Raw genomic sequence first — 15,483 nt, 5'->3', positions numbered from 1 at the left:
GCCGGCGGCGATCATGATGCGCCCTTGGCGTCAGAGGCCAGTCGACCGGCCCGCGCAGCTCGGGTAACAATGACCGTCTTTGGCGAAAGGGGTCCAATGCGGCAAGTGCCCATCGTGATGCAGCCGTTTGGCGGCATGGCGAACAAGATGTTCCAGTACATGTTTTGCCATGTGCTGGCGAAGCGTATCCCCGGTGGCTATGTCTGCGACGCCGACCTGCCGGAATGGTCCATTGCCAGGGTGCGGCCGCCTTTGTTGTGGAAATACCGGCTGCTTCGGGTCGACGGCTATCACCGCTACGACCTCGACGGGATCATAGCCGCGTTCCGCGACAGGCGGGCGCGGAGCATCCGCTTCAAGGGCTTCGCGCAGCGGCTGGGTTATTATGACCGGGACGAGGTCTCCGGGCTGTTCGACGGGCGTGCCGTCGCAGCGCCGACCCATGGCGACGATTTTCTCGTCATCCATGTGCGGGCCGGCGACATCCTCGACGGCTTCCACCGCAACTATTGCCCGATGCCATTCGGCTTCTTCGAGACGCTCATCAAGGATAGCGGCCGCAAGCCGGTCTTCGTCGGCCAGACCCATGACGACAACGATTATTGCCGGCGCCTGCGTCAGCGTTTTCCCGATGCTGTCTTCGCGCCGAAGGCGTCGCCATTGACCGATTTCGAGACGCTGCGCCGGGCGAGCCATCTCGTCACGGGGGTGAGCAGCTTCTCCTGGCTGGCCGGTTGGTTGTCTTCGGCGCGGACGATCCATCTGCCGGTGGCCGGCATATTCGACCGGTGCATCAGGCCGGATATCGACCTGCTGCCCCTTGACGACCCACGCTATCGGTTCCACCAGTTCGACATGGGCGACTGGACGGGCTCTTCGGAGCAGCTTGCGGCATTTTATGGCGATGCGATCCCGTTCCGGCAGGTCGAGCCTCAAGCAGCAGCGGGTGGCGCGGGGAAAGCGTTGCGATGAGAATTCCGTTTTCCGTCAACAGGCCGGTGATCTGCGCGATCATGAAGCTGGAGCAGCCCTATGTGATCGAGTGGGTCGCCTGGCACAAGCTGCATGGCTTCGACCTGATGATCGCCGACAACTGCAGCGCCGGACCGCAGACGGCGGTGCTCCAGGCGTTGCGCGATGCCGGCTGGATTCGGCTGGTCGACTGGCGACACGACACGGTGCTGCCGCAGCGGCGGGCCTATTCCTATCTTTACTGGCAGGCATTGCTCCACGGCTATCGCTATCTGGGCTTCATGGACGCCGACGAGTTCCTCGAGCCGCTCGACGCGCCGCCCTGGAGCGGAGCCGAACTGGTCCGCTCGCTTTTTAGCCGCCCGGGCGTGCGCAGCGTCGCCTTTCGCTGGGTGAATTTCGGCAGCGACGGCAAAGAGGCCTATGACGACGAACTGGTGACGGTGCGGTTTCAAAGGCGCGGCACGCATGACGCCCCGACCGCGCGCTGGAAGAAGTCGTTTGCCCGCGTGTCCTCGGTGCTGCGCAAGGCGCTGCGGGATCCCGGGCAGTTCATGCCGCACCCGCACGGTTTCCGCATCTCGCTGCGCAGGACGCTGGTCGACGGCATGACGCTCGACAAGCACCCGGCGGCCATGCCGATGGAATGGAAGATCGGCTGGATCCGCCACTATGCCGTGAAATCGAGGCAGGAACTGGCCGACAAGCATGCCCGCGGCGGCGGCTTCACGCCGTCGAGCGAGGCGCCGTCGCTGGACGAGTACCGGGTATCGAGAGATCAGAACGATATTCTCGATCCGCTCGACGATGCGACGGTGGGCGCCTTGCGGGCAAAGGTTTCGGAAATCGTCAGGTCGCTCGACCCGGCGGTCATCCCCCAGACGCGGCCGCTTTTCACGCAGCGGGGTTGAGGATCAGCGGCGCGGTAGCCATGCCGTGAAACGACATCGAGGCGCGGCGCTCGGCATTTGCGGCATCGAGCCGCCATCCGGGCGCACGGGTGAACAGGGCTTCTATCATCGCCGCGATCTCGATACGGGCGACATGCTGCCCGAGGCAGACATGCAGGCCGGTGCCGAAGGTCATCGACATGGTTGGCGGGCGCGTGAGGTCCAGCCGGTCGCCATCGGCGAAGACGGCATCGTCGCGATTGCCGCTGCCGAGCACCGGCACGACCGCTTCGCCAGCCGCAATCCTGACGTCGCCGAGGTCGATGTCCTGCGCCGCGATGCGGGCGACGGCGTATTGCACCGAGGCGCCATAGCGCAGCAGTTCGGCCGCCGCGCTGCTCCAGTCGACAGCGCCGCGCTCGAGCAGCGCGCGCTGTTCGGGAAAGCGATCCAGCGCAACAATTGCGTTGCCGAGAGCGTCGACGACAGTCTCCTGTCCGGCAAACAGCATGAAGACGATGTTGGCCACCATGTCCTCGCGCGACCAGCGGCCTTGCGCAACCTCCCGCACCATGCCGGCAACCATTCCGTCCGGCCGGTAGGCCTGTCGAGCCAGCCGCTCCTCGACAAAAGCCTGGCATTCGCGATAGGCCTCGGCGCTTGCTGCCGGCGGCTGCGCTCTTCGCAGGTCGAATGCGCTGGCCATGCGGCGGGTCACCGATTTCAACGCCCAAGGGTCCTCGATCTCGATGCCGAGGATTTCCTGCAGCAGCCAGAAGGACACCGGCACGGCGAGCCCGGCGACGGCGTCGACGCGGCCACCCGCCAGCGCACGCTCGACCAGCTCGTGGCTCAGCGCGCGAAGACCTTGCGTCAGCGCTTCGATGGCCGGCCGTGAGAAAAAGCCAGCGACCGGCCGGCGCAAGGCGCCATGCTGAGGCGGATCGGCGAGCAGCACCGAGCGGCTGAGCAGAGCCATGGGCGCATGGTCGACGAGCTTGCGGCGGACCTCTTCATATGTACCCGGCGGCGCCTGAAGAAGAGCGGGATGCTTCAGCGCGCCCGACACCAGCTCATGGCTGAACACATAATGCGCGTCGGCCAGTTCGGGATAGGGCGCGACGCCGCGCGCAATGCCGCCGGCGGCACGCATGCGGGCGAAATGCGGAAACGGGTCGTCGCCGAGCGCGAACGGATCGAAATGCGGAGCTGTCATGACGGCTCGAATCTCATGCCTTGAGATTCTTGGCTGAAATGACCCTGAAGCCGCCTGACGTGGCGTCCTGCGGGAAGAAGTCCGGCATGACGTAGAGGAACTCGCATCCGTAGACGCGGTAGTGCATGCGCAGCAGCGGATCGCGGATGATCTCTTCCAGCGGCGGTCTTGTGCCGGTCTGGTTCCAGCGGTCGATGGTGGCGCGGAACCGCGCATCGGCCTTGACATGATCATACTCGTCGCCCGAGGAGCCGGCATAGGACGAGCAGCGGCCATCGCCGATCAGCCAGCTGGCGCCCAGGCGGCGGCCGTGGCTCTCCATCTCCTTCAAGAGCCGCACCGCCGTGTTGGTGCCGCGATGGCTCGGCCGGACGCAGAGATTGTAGGCGTAAAGCGCGTAAACCGGCTCGCTGCGCGGCAGCGATGCATAGGCATCGAAATTCCTGGGGAAATCGGCGCGCACCAGCGGATCCTGGCTGGTCTCGGCAAAGCAGATGGTGCCGGCAAGCAGATCGCCATCGATCGCGCCGAACATGGTGTGTCCGAGTGCCAGCCGGTGGCGGATGGTCGTTTCGCTCGCCTGCAGCGGGGCTGCCCAGGCGGCAGCCTCAAGCTCCATCAGCAACGGCATGTCTTCCAGCTCTAACCGGCGGATGGGTATCGCAACATCGTCTAAATTCATGTGTCGGCTGCCTCGACTTCTAACGCGTTGATGGCGCATGGCAGTTTCTTGCCAATGCGGTTTGCAGCTTCACGGAAACGTCAACCTGTTCTATCTCCTGTTTGACGCATGCCGGATCGAGAACCATTTCACGGCTTTCACAAGCCTGTCTAATCATCATGGTTCCCCTTTGCAATTACATACGGACAACGGAAGCGCATGATATTTTACGTCGCGCATCGGGAGCACGCCTACACGCAGGCGGTGGTGCTTCTGTATCACCGGACTGACCTGGAGGCGTGGTTCCGGCTGGTGCGCTACGAGGATGCCGGGCTGCTGCGCGGCGTTCGCGCCGGGGTGGTCATCTGGTCCGACATGGACCGGCTGACATCGGACGAATTGAGCCGCGCGGCCGGCATCAGCGCCGAACTGGCTGACAACACCGGCCTGACGCAGCTCAATCACCCGACCGCCAGCCTGCAGCGCTTCGACCTGCTGCGCCTGCTTCACGCCGACGGCAGCAACGCTTTTCGTGTGTTCAGGCCGGACGAGTTGGAAGAGCCGATACGCTATCCCGTTTTCATCCGCGACGAGACGGGCGCACTCTACAGGGAGCCGCCGCTGCTGCACGACCGGCCGGCGCTGGACGCCGCGATCGCCCGGCTGGACGGTAGCGATCTAGTGCGGCCGATGGTGGTGGAGATGATCGGCACCCCCGGAATGGACGGTTATTTCAGGAAGTACGCGGCGTTTCGGGTCGGCGATACGATCTACGGCCAGCATTGCGCCATGTCGAAATCGTGGTTCGTCAAGAATTCGCCCGAGCAATTGCTGCCGGCGCATATCGAAGAAATCAGGACCTATATCGATACGAATCCTGACGCCAATGCGGTCATGCGGGTCTTCGAAAAAGCCCATATGCAGTATGGACGCATCGACTACACATTCGTCGACGGCAGGCTGGTGGTGTTCGAGATCAACAGCAACCCCACCGTGCTCAGCGACCCGCCGACGCCGTTCGCCAGCTATGACCCCAAGCCCTTTGCCGATCTTCAGGCCGACGCGCTGCTCGCGCTGCCGCAGGCTACCGAGGCGGACTCGCTGGCTGCAATCGACACCGCCCACCAGTCGGCGCTGGCCAAGTTGCGGCGCCATTACCAGATGAGGCGGCTGAAGTTAATGCTGCGAAAAGTGCTCAGGAAGAGAAAATAGGCGCCGCCTCCTCCGCAACCCGAAAGTACACCACGTCACGTTTCGTCGGATCTTGTCACAGCCTGCCTGGAACCAAATCACGGGCTAGATTGTTCAAGTTGGTTACGAATTCGACCCCGCCTGCCGGCTGGGCAAGCGGCGCACTTGAGGAGCTCCCACCATGACCATCTCGTCCAGCTTTCGTTCGCTCGCGGTTGCGGCCATCACAACTGTGTCCGTCAGCGCTGCCAGCGCCGCGCATGCCGATAGCGGCACGATCCGCTTTGCCGTTTACAAGGCGGCCTTCTTCGTCGGCGGCTCGGGCGGCGAGGGCACGCTGACCTTCCATGGCCGCTCCTATCCGATCACGATCGGCGGCGTTTCGGGCGGCTTCGCCTTCGGGGTTTCCAAGACCTATTTCCGGGGCACCGTGCGGCATATCAGAAGGGTTCGCGATGCGACCGGGGTTTACGGCGCGGCGGGTGGTGGCGGCGCGCTCGGCAAGGGCGCGCAGGTGATCGTCATGACCAACGACAAGGGCGCCCAGCTCGAGCTTACGGGCCGGCAGGTGGGGCTGCAGGTGAATGCGGATTTGAGCGGGATGGCGATTTCGTTGAAGTAGGGGGCGCTCCCTCGCGTTCTCGGTGGGGTAAGCTCGTCTGGGGCGATGATAATCGCCTATGGCTGCGCCAGCCCCCTCATCCGGCCGCTTCGCGGCCACCTTCTCCCCGCTTGGGAGAAGAGGCTGGCGTTGACGCTGGCGCCCTCCTCTCCCCTCGGGGAGAGGTCGGATTGCCCCGAATTGCCCTTCGCAATTCGGTTGGCAATCCGGGTGAGGGGGAACTTGCTCCCGTGCGCTTGGCCTGAACCTTGGATGGGGAAGCTTCGCCCAATGCAGCGTCGGGCGCCAGCCCCTACCGCTCCTCCACAATCCGCAAATACGCCGCCGTCACGAACAGCACGATCAGCCCGAACAAGATCCGCCGTGCCCCCTCCGGCATCTGCAGGATGGTCAGCAGTGTTGTCAGCACGGTCAGGATCAGGGCGCCGATGATGGTGCCGGTGTAGCCGCCGCGGCCGCCGAAGATGGAGGTGCCGCCGATGACGGCGGCGGCGACCGAGGGCAGCACCAGCGGTTCGGCGAGCGACAGCGACGGCGCCTTGATCAAGCCGATATAGAGCAGGCCGGTGATGCCGGCGAGCACGCTGGAGGTGACGTAGAGCGCGGTGATGACCTGCCAGTATTGCACGCCCGACAGGCGGGTCGCGCGCTCATTGTCGCCGACGGCGTAGAGCAGGCGGCCGAAGCCGGTGCGGGCGAGCGTGAAGACGATGAGGGCGGCGAGCGGCACGAACAAAAGCAGCGCGTTGGGGAAGCCCCATGTCACGCCGGTGCCGAGCCAAGCCAGGAAGTCGGGGATTTTTGCGCCCGACGCGATCACCGTGCGCTGGTAGACCTGCAGGCAGCCGGTGCCGATCAGGCTGGTGCCCAGCGTCATGATCAGCGGGTGGACGCGGAAGACGCCGACGCCGATGCCATTGACGAGGCCGATCAGCACCGCCGGCATCATCGCCAGGAGGAACGCCACCGCCGGGTCCTGGTTGACCACTTGCGTGGCCATGATGAAGGCGCTCATCGTCGCCACCGTGCCGACCGACAGGTCGATGCCGCCGGTCAGCATGGTCATGGTCTGGCATCCCGCGAGGATCGCCAGCGGGATGGCGAATTTGATGGTGTTGGCGATCCAGCGCTCGTTGACGATGCCGGGGCGCAGGACCTGCAGGATTATAACCAGGATGGCGAGCAGGACGATCAGCGGGATGAGCGGGCGATCGGCCATGAAGCGCTTTATGCGGCGGCCGAAGGGGACCGGGGTGATGGCGGTGGTGCTCATGGGGCGGCTCTTGGGGTGGCGTTTTGCGAGGCTAGCGCTCTACGGCGCCCCCCTCTGTCCTGCCGGACATCTCCCCCACTTGTGGGGAGATTGGCAGCTTCAGCGCCTCGCTCCTTTTTGCACCGTTGAAGGCTGGCGAAAGCGGCGATGACACCTGATCTCCCCCCTCGTGGGGGAGATGTCCGGCAGGACAGAGGGGGGCGCGAAGGAACGCCGACGTCTCTCTGCGACAGCCCTCCCATCATTGCCGCCCCCGCATCGTGATAAACGCGCCGAACATCACCACCGCCACCATGATCAGCCCCTCGATGATGGCGGTGACATTCGGGTCGATGGCAAGCAGCGTCAAATCCGTGCGCACCAGGCGCAACACGAAGACGGCGACGATCGGGCCGAGCAGGCCGCCCTTGCCGCCGCCGAGCGCGACGCCGCCAAGCACCACGGCGGCGACGCTGGCGAGCAGATAGGGGCCGGGGATGGGGGCGCCGATGCCGGTGCTCATGGTCAGCGCCAGGCCGCCAAAGGCGGCGAACAGGCCGGACAGCGCATAGGCGATGATGCGAGTGCGCTTGACCGGCACGCCGGAGCGGAACGCCGCCAGTTCGCTGGAGCCGATGGCGTAGATGGAGAGGCCGAGGCGCGAGCGCCTCAGCGGTATCCAGATGACGCAGAGGCACACGATCAGCACCAGCAGCGCCTTCGGGACCCAGGCATCGACGGCGTCGGGCAGGCCGGGGATCGGTACCGTGCCGGAGATCAGCGCCTTCAGCCATTCGGCGATGCCGCCACCCGGCGCGTCGAGCACCAGCAGGGCGGCGCCCTGCAGCACGAACAGCATGGCGAGGGTGACGACAATGTCGGGCACGCGGGTGACGACGATGAGCAGGCCGTTGAGCGCGCCGAGCACGAAACCCATGGCGAGCACGAAGGGCACCACGAATAGCGCGTATTCCTCGCTCGCGCCATTCATCATCGACGCCGCGGTGACGCTGGTCAGCGCCATCATGGCGGCGACCGACAGATCGATGCCGCCGGCGATGACGACCACCGTCTGCGCGGCGACTGCGAAGGCATAGGGCAGAACGGCTCGGGCGAGCGAGCCGAAATCATTGCTGCCATAGGCCGGCTGGATGATCCTGGTGGCGATGAACAGGACGATGAGCAGGGCGAACAGGCCGACGACCCAGCCTTGGCGGCGCAGGAAATGGCTCATGGCGCGGCCTCCGGCGAAGCCGAAGTGTTCGCGGTCGGATCAGCCAATATGCCGATATCGGCCTTGGCGCCGCGCGGCAGGCCGTAGGCGGCGCGCATCAGCGCCGGCTCGTCGGCCTCCTCGACCGGAAAAATGTCGACGAGGCGGCCGCCGAAGATGACGATGACGCGGTCGCAGACGCGCTGCACCTCTTCGAGTTCCGAGGTGTAGAACAGCACCGACTTACCGTTGCCGGCGAGTTCGCGCAGCAGCTTGTAGATCTCCTGCTTGGTGCCGACATCGATGCCGCGCGTCGGGTCGAAGCACAGGATGGTGCGGGCATCCGCCGCGATCCAGCGGGCGATGGTCACCTTCTGCTGGTTGCCGCCGGACAGGCGCTGCACTTCGCCTTGTGCACGGGTGTCGATCTGCAGCCGCTCGATGGCGCTGAGCACGGTCGCGCGCTCGCGGCGCATGTTGATCGGCCCCCAGTTGCGCAGCGCGGCACTGAAGGGCAGGGCGATGTTTTCACGCACCGAGCGCTGCATGGCGAGCGCCTCGGAGCGGTCGCCCGGCACATAGGCTAGGCCGGCGCGGATGGCGTCGATCGGGTGGGCGAATTTCACCGGCTGGCCATCGACTTCGATCGTGCCGCCGGAAGGCCGGATCGAGCCGGCAAGGGCGGCGAACAACTCGTCCTGGCCCTGGCCTTCGAGCGCGACGACGCCGGCGACTTCGCCGTCGGCAAGATCGAAGGAGACGTCACTGAGCTTGGCACCGACGCGGAGATTGCGCACGGAGATGCGCGGCCGGGCAGCTGCGGGCGCGGCCTTCTCGGCGGCACTGCGGGCAGCGACATGGGTTTTCACGACGCGGGTGCCGAGCATCAGCTCGACGATCTTTTCTTCCACGCCCGGCACGATGTCGACGACGCCGACGGTCTCGCCGTCCCGCAGCACGGTGGCGCGGTCGCACAGCGCCGAGATTTCGACGAAGCGGTGCGAGATGAAGATCACGGCGCGGCCGGCATCGCCCTGGCGGCGCACCACTTCCAGCACCTTTTCGGCAAGGTTGGCGGGCAGTGCCGCCGTCATCTCGTCAAGCAGCAGCACGTCGGGCTCGACGGCGAGCGCCCGCGCCAGGTCGAGCACGCGCAGCACGGCCAGCGGGATGTCGCGCGCGGTGTCGCGCAGATCGAGGTCGGTGATGCCGAGCTCGCGCACCCAGGCGCGGAACGGCTCCACCGGCGTGCCGGTGAGCCTGAGATTGGACAGAACGTCGAGATCGGGGATCAGCGACGGCTCCTGGTAGACCGGCAGCAGCCCGGCGCGGCGCGCGGCGGCGGGCGAGCGAATGTCGCGCGCCTCGCCGCGGATCAGGATGCGGCCGGCGTTCGCCGGAATGGCGCCTGTCAGGATCTTCACCAGCGTCGACTTGCCGGCGCCGTTGGCGCCCATCAGCGCGTGGACCTCGCCCGGCAGCACGGAGAGCGACGCGTTGCGAAGCGCTGCAACCGCGCCGTAGTTCTTGGCGACGCCGGTGGCGTCGAGGAGGGGGCTGGTGGTCAAATGGTTTGTTGTCAAAATTGATGGTTCCAGAAACTAATGTCGGCGCTCTACGGCGCCCCCCTCTGTCCTGCCGGACATCTCCCCCACTTGGGGGGAGATTGGCAGTTCCGGCGCCGCCCCTCGTCTTGCGACCTAGAAAATTAGCGAAAGCCGAGATGACAGCCAATCTCCCCACCTGTGGGGGAGATGTCCGGCAGGACAGAGGGGGCGCCGTAGAGCGCTAGTCTGTGTGACGAGGACGGCCGTTCGCCGTCCTCGCCAGTTCATTCAAACCAGGCTTACTCCCCCGGCCCCTTGCAGGCCACGATCTGGTCCTTCGTGTAGGTCGTCCACTCCGGGATCGAGATCGAGACCGGCCATTCCGGGCTGAGCGACGGGTCGGCGGCTGCCTTCAGCTTGGCCTTGCCTTCGTCGGTGGCGTTGTCCCACAGCTGCGGGTCGACCAGCACGGTCTGCTGCGCCGGCTTCTTGCCGTCGAGGATCTGCAGCGCCAGCGTCACGCCCGCGCCGCCGATCGAGCCGGGGTTGGTGACGGCTGCACCGACGAGACCTTTCACCGAGCTCAGCTGGCCGACGAAGCCGGCATTGTCGGCGCCGACCACCGGCACCAGCGCCGCCTGCGATTCGACCAGCGCGTCGACGATGACGTTGTCGATGCCCGACGTCCACACGCCGTTGAACGGCGTGCCGGTGGCCAGGAACGACAGCATCTGCTGCTTGGCCTGATCCTGCTGCCAGCCGGTGAAGACTTCCTGCGCCACCTTCACGCCGGGGTTTTCGGCCAGCGCCTTCTTGAAGCCTTTGTCGCGATCGCTATCGGCCGAGGCGCCGGCGGCGCCGCGCATGTAGAACACTTCGCCCTTGCCGCCCATCTGCTGGAACAGCCATTTGGCGCCGAGATAGGCATACTGTTCCTGGTTGTTGGAGATGATGTAGGCCGACGGTTCGGTCACCGCCTGGTCGACGGCAACGACGACGATGCCGGCCTTGGTGGCTTCTTCCAGGCCCGCCTTGATGCCGGCGGGATCAGCGGGGTTGACGACGATGGCGTCGACCTTGGCGCTGATCAGATTGCGGATGTCTTCGAGCTGGCCGGCGGCATCGGTGTTGCGGTGGGCGATGTTGAGCTTCGTCACTTCGCCCGAAGCCAGCGCCTGCGCCTTCATGGCGCAGACCATTTCCTCGCGCCAGCCATTGCCCTGCACGGTGTTGGAAATGCCGATCGTATATTTGGCTTCGGCCGACGACACGCCCATCGATGCCAGCAAGGCAGCGCCCGCAAGCAACGGGACCATGGTCAGTATTTTCTTCATGTCAGTACTCCTCCACATTGTTGTTTTTCGTCTCAGGGCCAGACCCTTCGGCAGGATCGGACCAAGTCATTCACCTCGTCATTTGACGAAGGGGCGCAGCACGTCGCGGGCGAGCAGGAAGCCCCGCGTCACCGCATCGTCGTTGCCTTCAAACCGCCTGTCCTCATGTTCGATGATGACCGAGCCGTCATAGCCGGCGCGGTAGAGGCCGGAGAAGAAGCCGCTCCAGTCGACATCGCCCAATCCCGGCATGCGCGGCACCTGCCAGCCTATCCCGGCGGAAAGGATTCCGCGCTCATACAAACCATCATGATCGATCATCAAATCCTTGGCGTGGACATGCAGCATGTAGGGGCCGAACTCCTTGATGAAGCGGCCCTGGTCGATCATCTGCCAGACCAGGTGCGAGGGGTCGAAATTCATGCCGACCTCGCCGCCCCAGGCCTCGAGGATGCGCCGCCAGATGTAGGGCGAATAGGCGATGTTGTGCCCGCCCGGCCACTCGTCATAACTGAAGATCATCGGGCAGTTCTCGAAGGCGAGTTTTACCCCGTGATCCCGCGCATAGGCGACGGTCTCGGGCCAGACTTTCAGCGCGTCCTGCCAGTTGACGTCGACGGTCTTCGAGGCATCGCCACCGCAGAAGGTGTTGACCACCGGCACGCCCATATTGGCGGCCAGCACGATGACCTTCTTCAGATGGCCGATGACGGCCTCGCGATGGGCGGGGTCCGGATGCAACAGGTTGGGATAGTAGCCGAGGCCGGAGACCGTCAGCTTCTTCTCCGTCAGCGAAGCGACGATCTCCTTGGCCTGCGCGGGCGAGGTGGAAGCTGCATCGATATGGCTGGTGCCGGCATAGCGTCGCGTCGCGCCAGAGGTCTTCGGCCAGCAGGCGATTTCCAGCGCCTCGAAGCCGGCCGAGTGCGCCCAGTCGGCGACCTCGCCAAGCGGCGTCTCCGCAAACGGTGCTGTAAGAACTCCAAGTTTCATTCTGCCTCCCTAGACCCGACGACTATAATGCCGATTGTTTGGATCGCTTCAACGTCGCGACCTCATCTTGTTCAAGACTGTGCCGGACAGCCGCCATCGGATCGTCCGACAGCAGGTCGCCCAGCGCCGATGTGACGGCCGCGCGGAACGTATCGTCGGCGGCAAGGCCGGGGTCGAATATCCCGTGGATGGCAAGGATGGCGGACACCAGCGCGCTGGCATCGGGACCCGTCGCGTCGGCGATTGCGGCGACCTTGCCGGCATAGGGATCCGACACCGGCCAGCGTCTGCCGAAACGTTCCGAGGCCTGGATCAGATAGGCCATCCAGCCGGCGACCGGCACCGACAGCAGGCCGATGCTCTGGCCCATCGCGAGCCGGTCGCGGATCGGGTTGAGCAGGCGCTGGACGATCTTCTGCGAACCGTCGGTGGCGACCTGGTGGTTGCGGTGGCGGATCGCGGTGTTCTTCAGCCGGGCAAGGCTCTGCTCGACATAGGCAAGCGGCAGGACGCCGGATACCGGCATCAGCGTCGGCACAATCTCCTCGACCAGCATGCGCCTGATGAAGTCCGACAGCAGCGGGTCGGCCATGGCATCCGATGTGTGCTCGAGACCAGCCAGAACGCCGAGCGTGGCGAGTGCCGTCTGGGCGCCATTCAGCACCCGCATCTTGAGATGCTCAAACGGCGTGACGTCGTCGACGAAGGTGGCGCCGACCAGATCCCAGCGCGGCATGCGGCCGGCGAATTTTTCCTCGATCACCCACTGCCGGAACGGCTCACCGACAGCGACGGCGGCATCGTGGTAGCCGAACCATTGCTCGACACTGTCGAGGTCATCTTGCGTTACCGCCGGCGCGATGCGGTCGACCATTGACGAAGGGAAGGCGGAATTGGCTGCGATCCATGCGGCCAAGCCATTGCCGCGCTGCCTGGCGAAGGTCTGCACGACATTGGCTAGGATAACGCCATTGGCCGGAATGTTGTCGCAGGACAGCAGTGTCAGCGGCCGCCCATTTGTGGCCCTGCGCTGCTCCAGCGCCCGCACCAACAGGCCGGGAACGCTGCGTGGCGTCTCGGGGTTGGCGAGGTCATGGACGATGTCGGGATGGCCAAGGTCGAGTTCGCCGCTGGACGGGACGTGGCAATAGCCTTTTTCGGTCACCGTCATCGTCACCAACTCGATATCGGGTGAGATCAGCACACCCAGCGCCGGTGCCGCACTCTCCTGGCTGTCGACCACCCGGACGATGCTGCCGATGACGCGCGCCTCGATGTGGCTGTTCTCGCGGATCAGCCTTGTGTAGAGCCCGCCCTGCCGTCCCAGCGTGTCGGCAAGGCGGGGCGGACGGATGTTGATGCCGACGATGCCCCAACGGTCGAAGCGCAGCGAGATGAGATCGTCGGTGTATTCGGCCTGATGGCAGCGATGGAAAGCGCCGACGCCGAGATGCGCCATGCCGGGCGAGAGGAGCGTACGGTCATAGGACGGTGTCTGCACCGATGCCGGCAAGCGATCGAGCAGCGCCGGCCCAAGCGTTTCGATGGAAGCGCTCACCGGTTCGCTCCGATCACCGCCTGCTCCTGGTCGACAACCGCGCCGGTCATCGGGCCGGCGGCGTCGGACAGCAGGAAGACGGCGAGGCTGGCGATGTCGTCCGGCGTCAGCAACCGGCCGAAAGGCTGCGCGGCGTTGGCCTTCTCGAGCCAGCCAGGGCCGTTGCCCAAAGTCTCCGCCTGCATGATGCGTTCGGCCGGCGTGTCCGTCCAACCGACATTGATGCCGTTGACGCGGATGCGGTCGAAACGGTGGGCGTTGGCGGCGTTCTTGGTCAGCGTCGCTAGCGCGCCCTTGGTGGCGGAATAGACGGCAAGCTCCGGCGAGCCGCAATGGGCGTTGATCGACAGAATGTTGAGAATGGCGCCACCTTGGCCGCGCTGCTTCATGTCGGCAATCGCCGCCTGCATCAGGAAGAACGGCGCGCGCGCATTGACGGCAAACAGTGACGCCCAGTCGTCGAGGCTGGCGTCGAGGAAAGAGGCGCGATCGGTCAGGCCGGCGGCGTTGACCAGCGCATCGATGCGGCCGAAGCGCTCGATGCAGGCCTGCGCCAGAAGGGTGGGGGCGTCAGGATCGGCAAGGTCGGCGGCGACGAAGATGGTCGGCGTGCCCAATTGCGAAAGCTCGGCCGCCACGGCCTCGCCACGCGCCCTCTCGCGCCCGGTGACCAACAGCCCGGCGGCACCGGAACGCGCCAGCGTCTCGGCAATGGCGCGGCCAATGCCTTGCGTCGACCCGGTGACCAGAGCCACCTTGCCGCCAAGCCGGATCTCCATTCCTCCTCCCGGGAATAAAGTTTCTATTTTGAGAAATATGGAACGGCAATTCCCGATTGTCAATTGGACCAGTGACGCCTCATTCGTCGCGCCGCGCCGCCACGCCATGGACCAGCGCCATCCCAACGGCGAGCGAGGCCGCCAGTGAGCGGAAGCCGGCAAAGTCAGATTCCACCACTTCCAGCCAGCTGTCCGAGAGCGGGATCAGCGGGCTGAAGGTGCTGTCGGTGACGGTGACGATACGCGCCTTGCGCTCATGCGCCACCGCGACGAGATCGGGCGTGATCGAATTGTAGGGGCTAAACGAGACAGCGAGCACGGCATCCCGGCCGCTGATGCAGCCGATCTGGTCGAGTGCGGAGGAGCCGACATTGTCGACCAGCACATTGCGCACGCCCTGCTGCGACAGTGTCAGGGAGAGATAGGCGGTGACGGGAAAGGCGCGCTTGGAGCCGATGACATAGATCAGCTCGGCGGCCGCCAGCAGCGCCACCATCTTGTCGAAACTCGCGACATCGAAGCCCGCCTCGATGCGGCCAAGCGAGGCCTGCGACGCGCCGACCATGCCGTGCAGGAAATGCAGATTGGGCTCGGTCTCGGTGCGCGGTTCGCCGCGCCCTTCCGGCCATGAGCCCTTGATGTGCTCCTTGAACAGGCCCTGGAAATCGGAAAAGCCGGAATAGCCGAAGATCTGGGCAAAGCGCACCAGCGTCGAGGGCTGCACGCCGGCCTGTGCCGCAACCTGCGCGATGGTGCCGAGCGCGACGTCGCTCGGATGCTGCCACAGGAAGATTGCCACCTGGCGCAGCCGCTTGGGGAAATGCACCGTGCCCGACGACAGCACCGCGCGCAGCTCCTCATAGGTCTGCGGCTGGATGTAGCCAAGCGCGGCCAGCGAGCGCCCGCGCTTGCGCGTCGCCGCCTCGTCGGTGCTGGACCGTCCGGATGCCTTGCTTGCCCCACTCATGATTTCAGGCTAGCGCGATACGATCGTTTTACAATATGAAAATTGGAAATCATGTTCGAAAGTGTGACTGATGCGAGCGGTCAAAAGCAGCGCTCTACGGCGCCCCCCTCTGTCCTGCCGGACATCTCCCCCACGGGTGGGGAGATTGGCAGTTTCGCCTTCGGCGCCCTCTTGCGACGTCTGAGATTGGCGAAGGCCGCTGTGGTGCCTGATCTCCCCCCTCGTGGGGGAGATGTCCGGTAGGACAGAGGGGGGCGCGACAGAACTCGACGACGGCAAAACTGTCTT

14 protein-coding genes are annotated in these 15,483 nt (G+C 65.2%); 4 read left to right on the top strand and 10 right to left on the bottom strand.

All coding sequences use genetic code 11. The features are described 5' to 3' along the window. Positions 1 to 96: 96 nt before the first annotated feature. Positions 97 to 972 carry an alpha-1,2-fucosyltransferase gene (locus ACYG97_RS18375; protein ID WP_023686531.1) on the top strand — a complete coding sequence of 292 codons (876 nt, stop codon included), beginning with the start codon at positions 97 to 99 and terminating at the stop codon, positions 970 to 972. Then, a complete protein-coding gene (locus tag ACYG97_RS18370) occupies positions 969 to 1,883 on the top strand; it encodes a glycosyltransferase family protein (protein ID WP_023733568.1) in 915 nt (304 codons plus the stop codon). Before ACYG97_RS18375 ends, ACYG97_RS18370 begins: the two co-directional genes overlap by 4 nt. Here the strand turns inward: ACYG97_RS18370 and ACYG97_RS18365 are convergent. Then, positions 1,867 to 3,078: a cytochrome P450 gene (locus ACYG97_RS18365; protein ID WP_023733567.1), complete on the bottom strand. Its 1,212-nt coding sequence runs from the start codon at positions 3,076 to 3,078 to the stop codon at positions 1,867 to 1,869. The genes ACYG97_RS18370 and ACYG97_RS18365 overlap by 17 nt on opposite strands. Before the next feature lie 13 nt (positions 3,079 to 3,091). Beyond that, the gene (locus tag ACYG97_RS18360; protein ID WP_031199642.1) at positions 3,092 to 3,760 is read right to left on the bottom strand and encodes a hypothetical protein; all 669 of its coding nucleotides are present in this window, start codon (positions 3,758 to 3,760) and stop codon (positions 3,092 to 3,094) included. A gap of 198 nt (positions 3,761 to 3,958) precedes the next feature. Between ACYG97_RS18360 and ACYG97_RS18355 the strand changes: the two genes are divergently transcribed. Beyond that, positions 3,959 to 4,951, top strand: coding sequence for a hypothetical protein (locus ACYG97_RS18355; RefSeq protein ID WP_023710848.1), 993 nt, complete (start codon positions 3,959 to 3,961; stop codon positions 4,949 to 4,951). A 160-nt stretch (positions 4,952 to 5,111) separates the two neighbouring features. Beyond that, a complete protein-coding gene (locus ACYG97_RS18350; RefSeq protein ID WP_023686526.1) occupies positions 5,112 to 5,552 on the top strand; it encodes a lipid-binding SYLF domain-containing protein in 441 nt (146 codons plus the stop codon). Between the two features lie 292 nt (positions 5,553 to 5,844). Here ACYG97_RS18350 and ACYG97_RS18345 read toward each other — a convergent pair whose 3' ends face one another. The 8 genes from ACYG97_RS18345 to ACYG97_RS18310 all read right to left on the bottom strand — a co-directional run bounded on the left by ACYG97_RS18345 (position 5,845) and on the right by ACYG97_RS18310 (position 15,195). Further along, the gene (locus tag ACYG97_RS18345; protein WP_023733566.1) at positions 5,845 to 6,825 is read right to left on the bottom strand and encodes an ABC transporter permease; all 981 of its coding nucleotides are present in this window, start codon (positions 6,823 to 6,825) and stop codon (positions 5,845 to 5,847) included. 241 nt (positions 6,826 to 7,066) lie between these two features. Then, positions 7,067 to 8,038, bottom strand: a complete 972-nt coding sequence (locus ACYG97_RS18340; RefSeq protein WP_023733565.1) for an ABC transporter permease — start codon at positions 8,036 to 8,038, stop codon at positions 7,067 to 7,069. Further along, a complete protein-coding gene (locus tag ACYG97_RS18335; RefSeq protein WP_023726484.1) occupies positions 8,035 to 9,585 on the bottom strand; it encodes a sugar ABC transporter ATP-binding protein in 1,551 nt (516 codons plus the stop codon). Before ACYG97_RS18335 ends, ACYG97_RS18340 begins: the two co-directional genes overlap by 4 nt. Before the next feature lie 278 nt (positions 9,586 to 9,863). Beyond that, positions 9,864 to 10,898, bottom strand: a complete 1,035-nt coding sequence (locus tag ACYG97_RS18330) for an ABC transporter substrate-binding protein (RefSeq protein WP_023733564.1) — start codon at positions 10,896 to 10,898, stop codon at positions 9,864 to 9,866. Between the two features lie 78 nt (positions 10,899 to 10,976). Then, positions 10,977 to 11,891, bottom strand: coding sequence for a sugar phosphate isomerase/epimerase family protein (locus ACYG97_RS18325; RefSeq protein ID WP_460221602.1), 915 nt, complete (start codon positions 11,889 to 11,891; stop codon positions 10,977 to 10,979). A gap of 22 nt (positions 11,892 to 11,913) precedes the next feature. Then, the gene (locus tag ACYG97_RS18320) at positions 11,914 to 13,449 is read right to left on the bottom strand and encodes a mannitol dehydrogenase family protein (RefSeq protein WP_023733562.1); all 1,536 of its coding nucleotides are present in this window, start codon (positions 13,447 to 13,449) and stop codon (positions 11,914 to 11,916) included. Beyond that, complete coding sequence (locus ACYG97_RS18315; RefSeq protein ID WP_023726487.1) at positions 13,446 to 14,228, bottom strand: SDR family oxidoreductase; 783 nt, start codon at positions 14,226 to 14,228, stop codon at positions 13,446 to 13,448. Before ACYG97_RS18315 ends, ACYG97_RS18320 begins: the two co-directional genes overlap by 4 nt. A gap of 79 nt (positions 14,229 to 14,307) precedes the next feature. After that, positions 14,308 to 15,195 (bottom strand): MurR/RpiR family transcriptional regulator, encoded by an 888-nt coding sequence (locus ACYG97_RS18310; protein WP_023714096.1) that lies wholly within the window; start codon positions 15,193 to 15,195, stop codon positions 14,308 to 14,310. Between the last annotated feature and the right edge of the window lie 288 nt (positions 15,196 to 15,483).

Source organism: Mesorhizobium sp. W067 (assembly GCF_054719525.1).
This window is presented reverse-complemented; position numbering and strand designations above follow the sequence as displayed.

Coding starts and splice junctions, on each gene's coding strand:
- ACYG97_RS18375 (WP_023686531.1), top strand. CDS start 97: ATGCGGCAAGTGCCCATCGTGATGCAGCCGTTTGGCGGCATGGCGAAC.
- ACYG97_RS18370 (WP_023733568.1), top strand. CDS start 969: ATGAGAATTCCGTTTTCCGTCAACAGGCCGGTGATCTGCGCGATCATG.
- ACYG97_RS18365 (WP_023733567.1), bottom strand. CDS start 3,078: ATGACAGCTCCGCATTTCGATCCGTTCGCGCTCGGCGACGACCCGTTT.
- ACYG97_RS18360 (WP_031199642.1), bottom strand. CDS start 3,760: ATGAATTTAGACGATGTTGCGATACCCATCCGCCGGTTAGAGCTGGAA.
- ACYG97_RS18355 (WP_023710848.1), top strand. CDS start 3,959: ATGATATTTTACGTCGCGCATCGGGAGCACGCCTACACGCAGGCGGTG.
- ACYG97_RS18350 (WP_023686526.1), top strand. CDS start 5,112: ATGACCATCTCGTCCAGCTTTCGTTCGCTCGCGGTTGCGGCCATCACA.
- ACYG97_RS18345 (WP_023733566.1), bottom strand. CDS start 6,825: ATGAGCACCACCGCCATCACCCCGGTCCCCTTCGGCCGCCGCATAAAG.
- ACYG97_RS18340 (WP_023733565.1), bottom strand. CDS start 8,038: ATGAGCCATTTCCTGCGCCGCCAAGGCTGGGTCGTCGGCCTGTTCGCC.
- ACYG97_RS18330 (WP_023733564.1), bottom strand. CDS start 10,898: ATGAAGAAAATACTGACCATGGTCCCGTTGCTTGCGGGCGCTGCCTTG.
- ACYG97_RS18325 (WP_460221602.1), bottom strand. CDS start 11,891: ATGAAACTTGGAGTTCTTACAGCACCGTTTGCGGAGACGCCGCTTGGC.
- ACYG97_RS18315 (WP_023726487.1), bottom strand. CDS start 14,228: ATGGAGATCCGGCTTGGCGGCAAGGTGGCTCTGGTCACCGGGTCGACG.
- ACYG97_RS18310 (WP_023714096.1), bottom strand. CDS start 15,195: ATGAGTGGGGCAAGCAAGGCATCCGGACGGTCCAGCACCGACGAGGCG.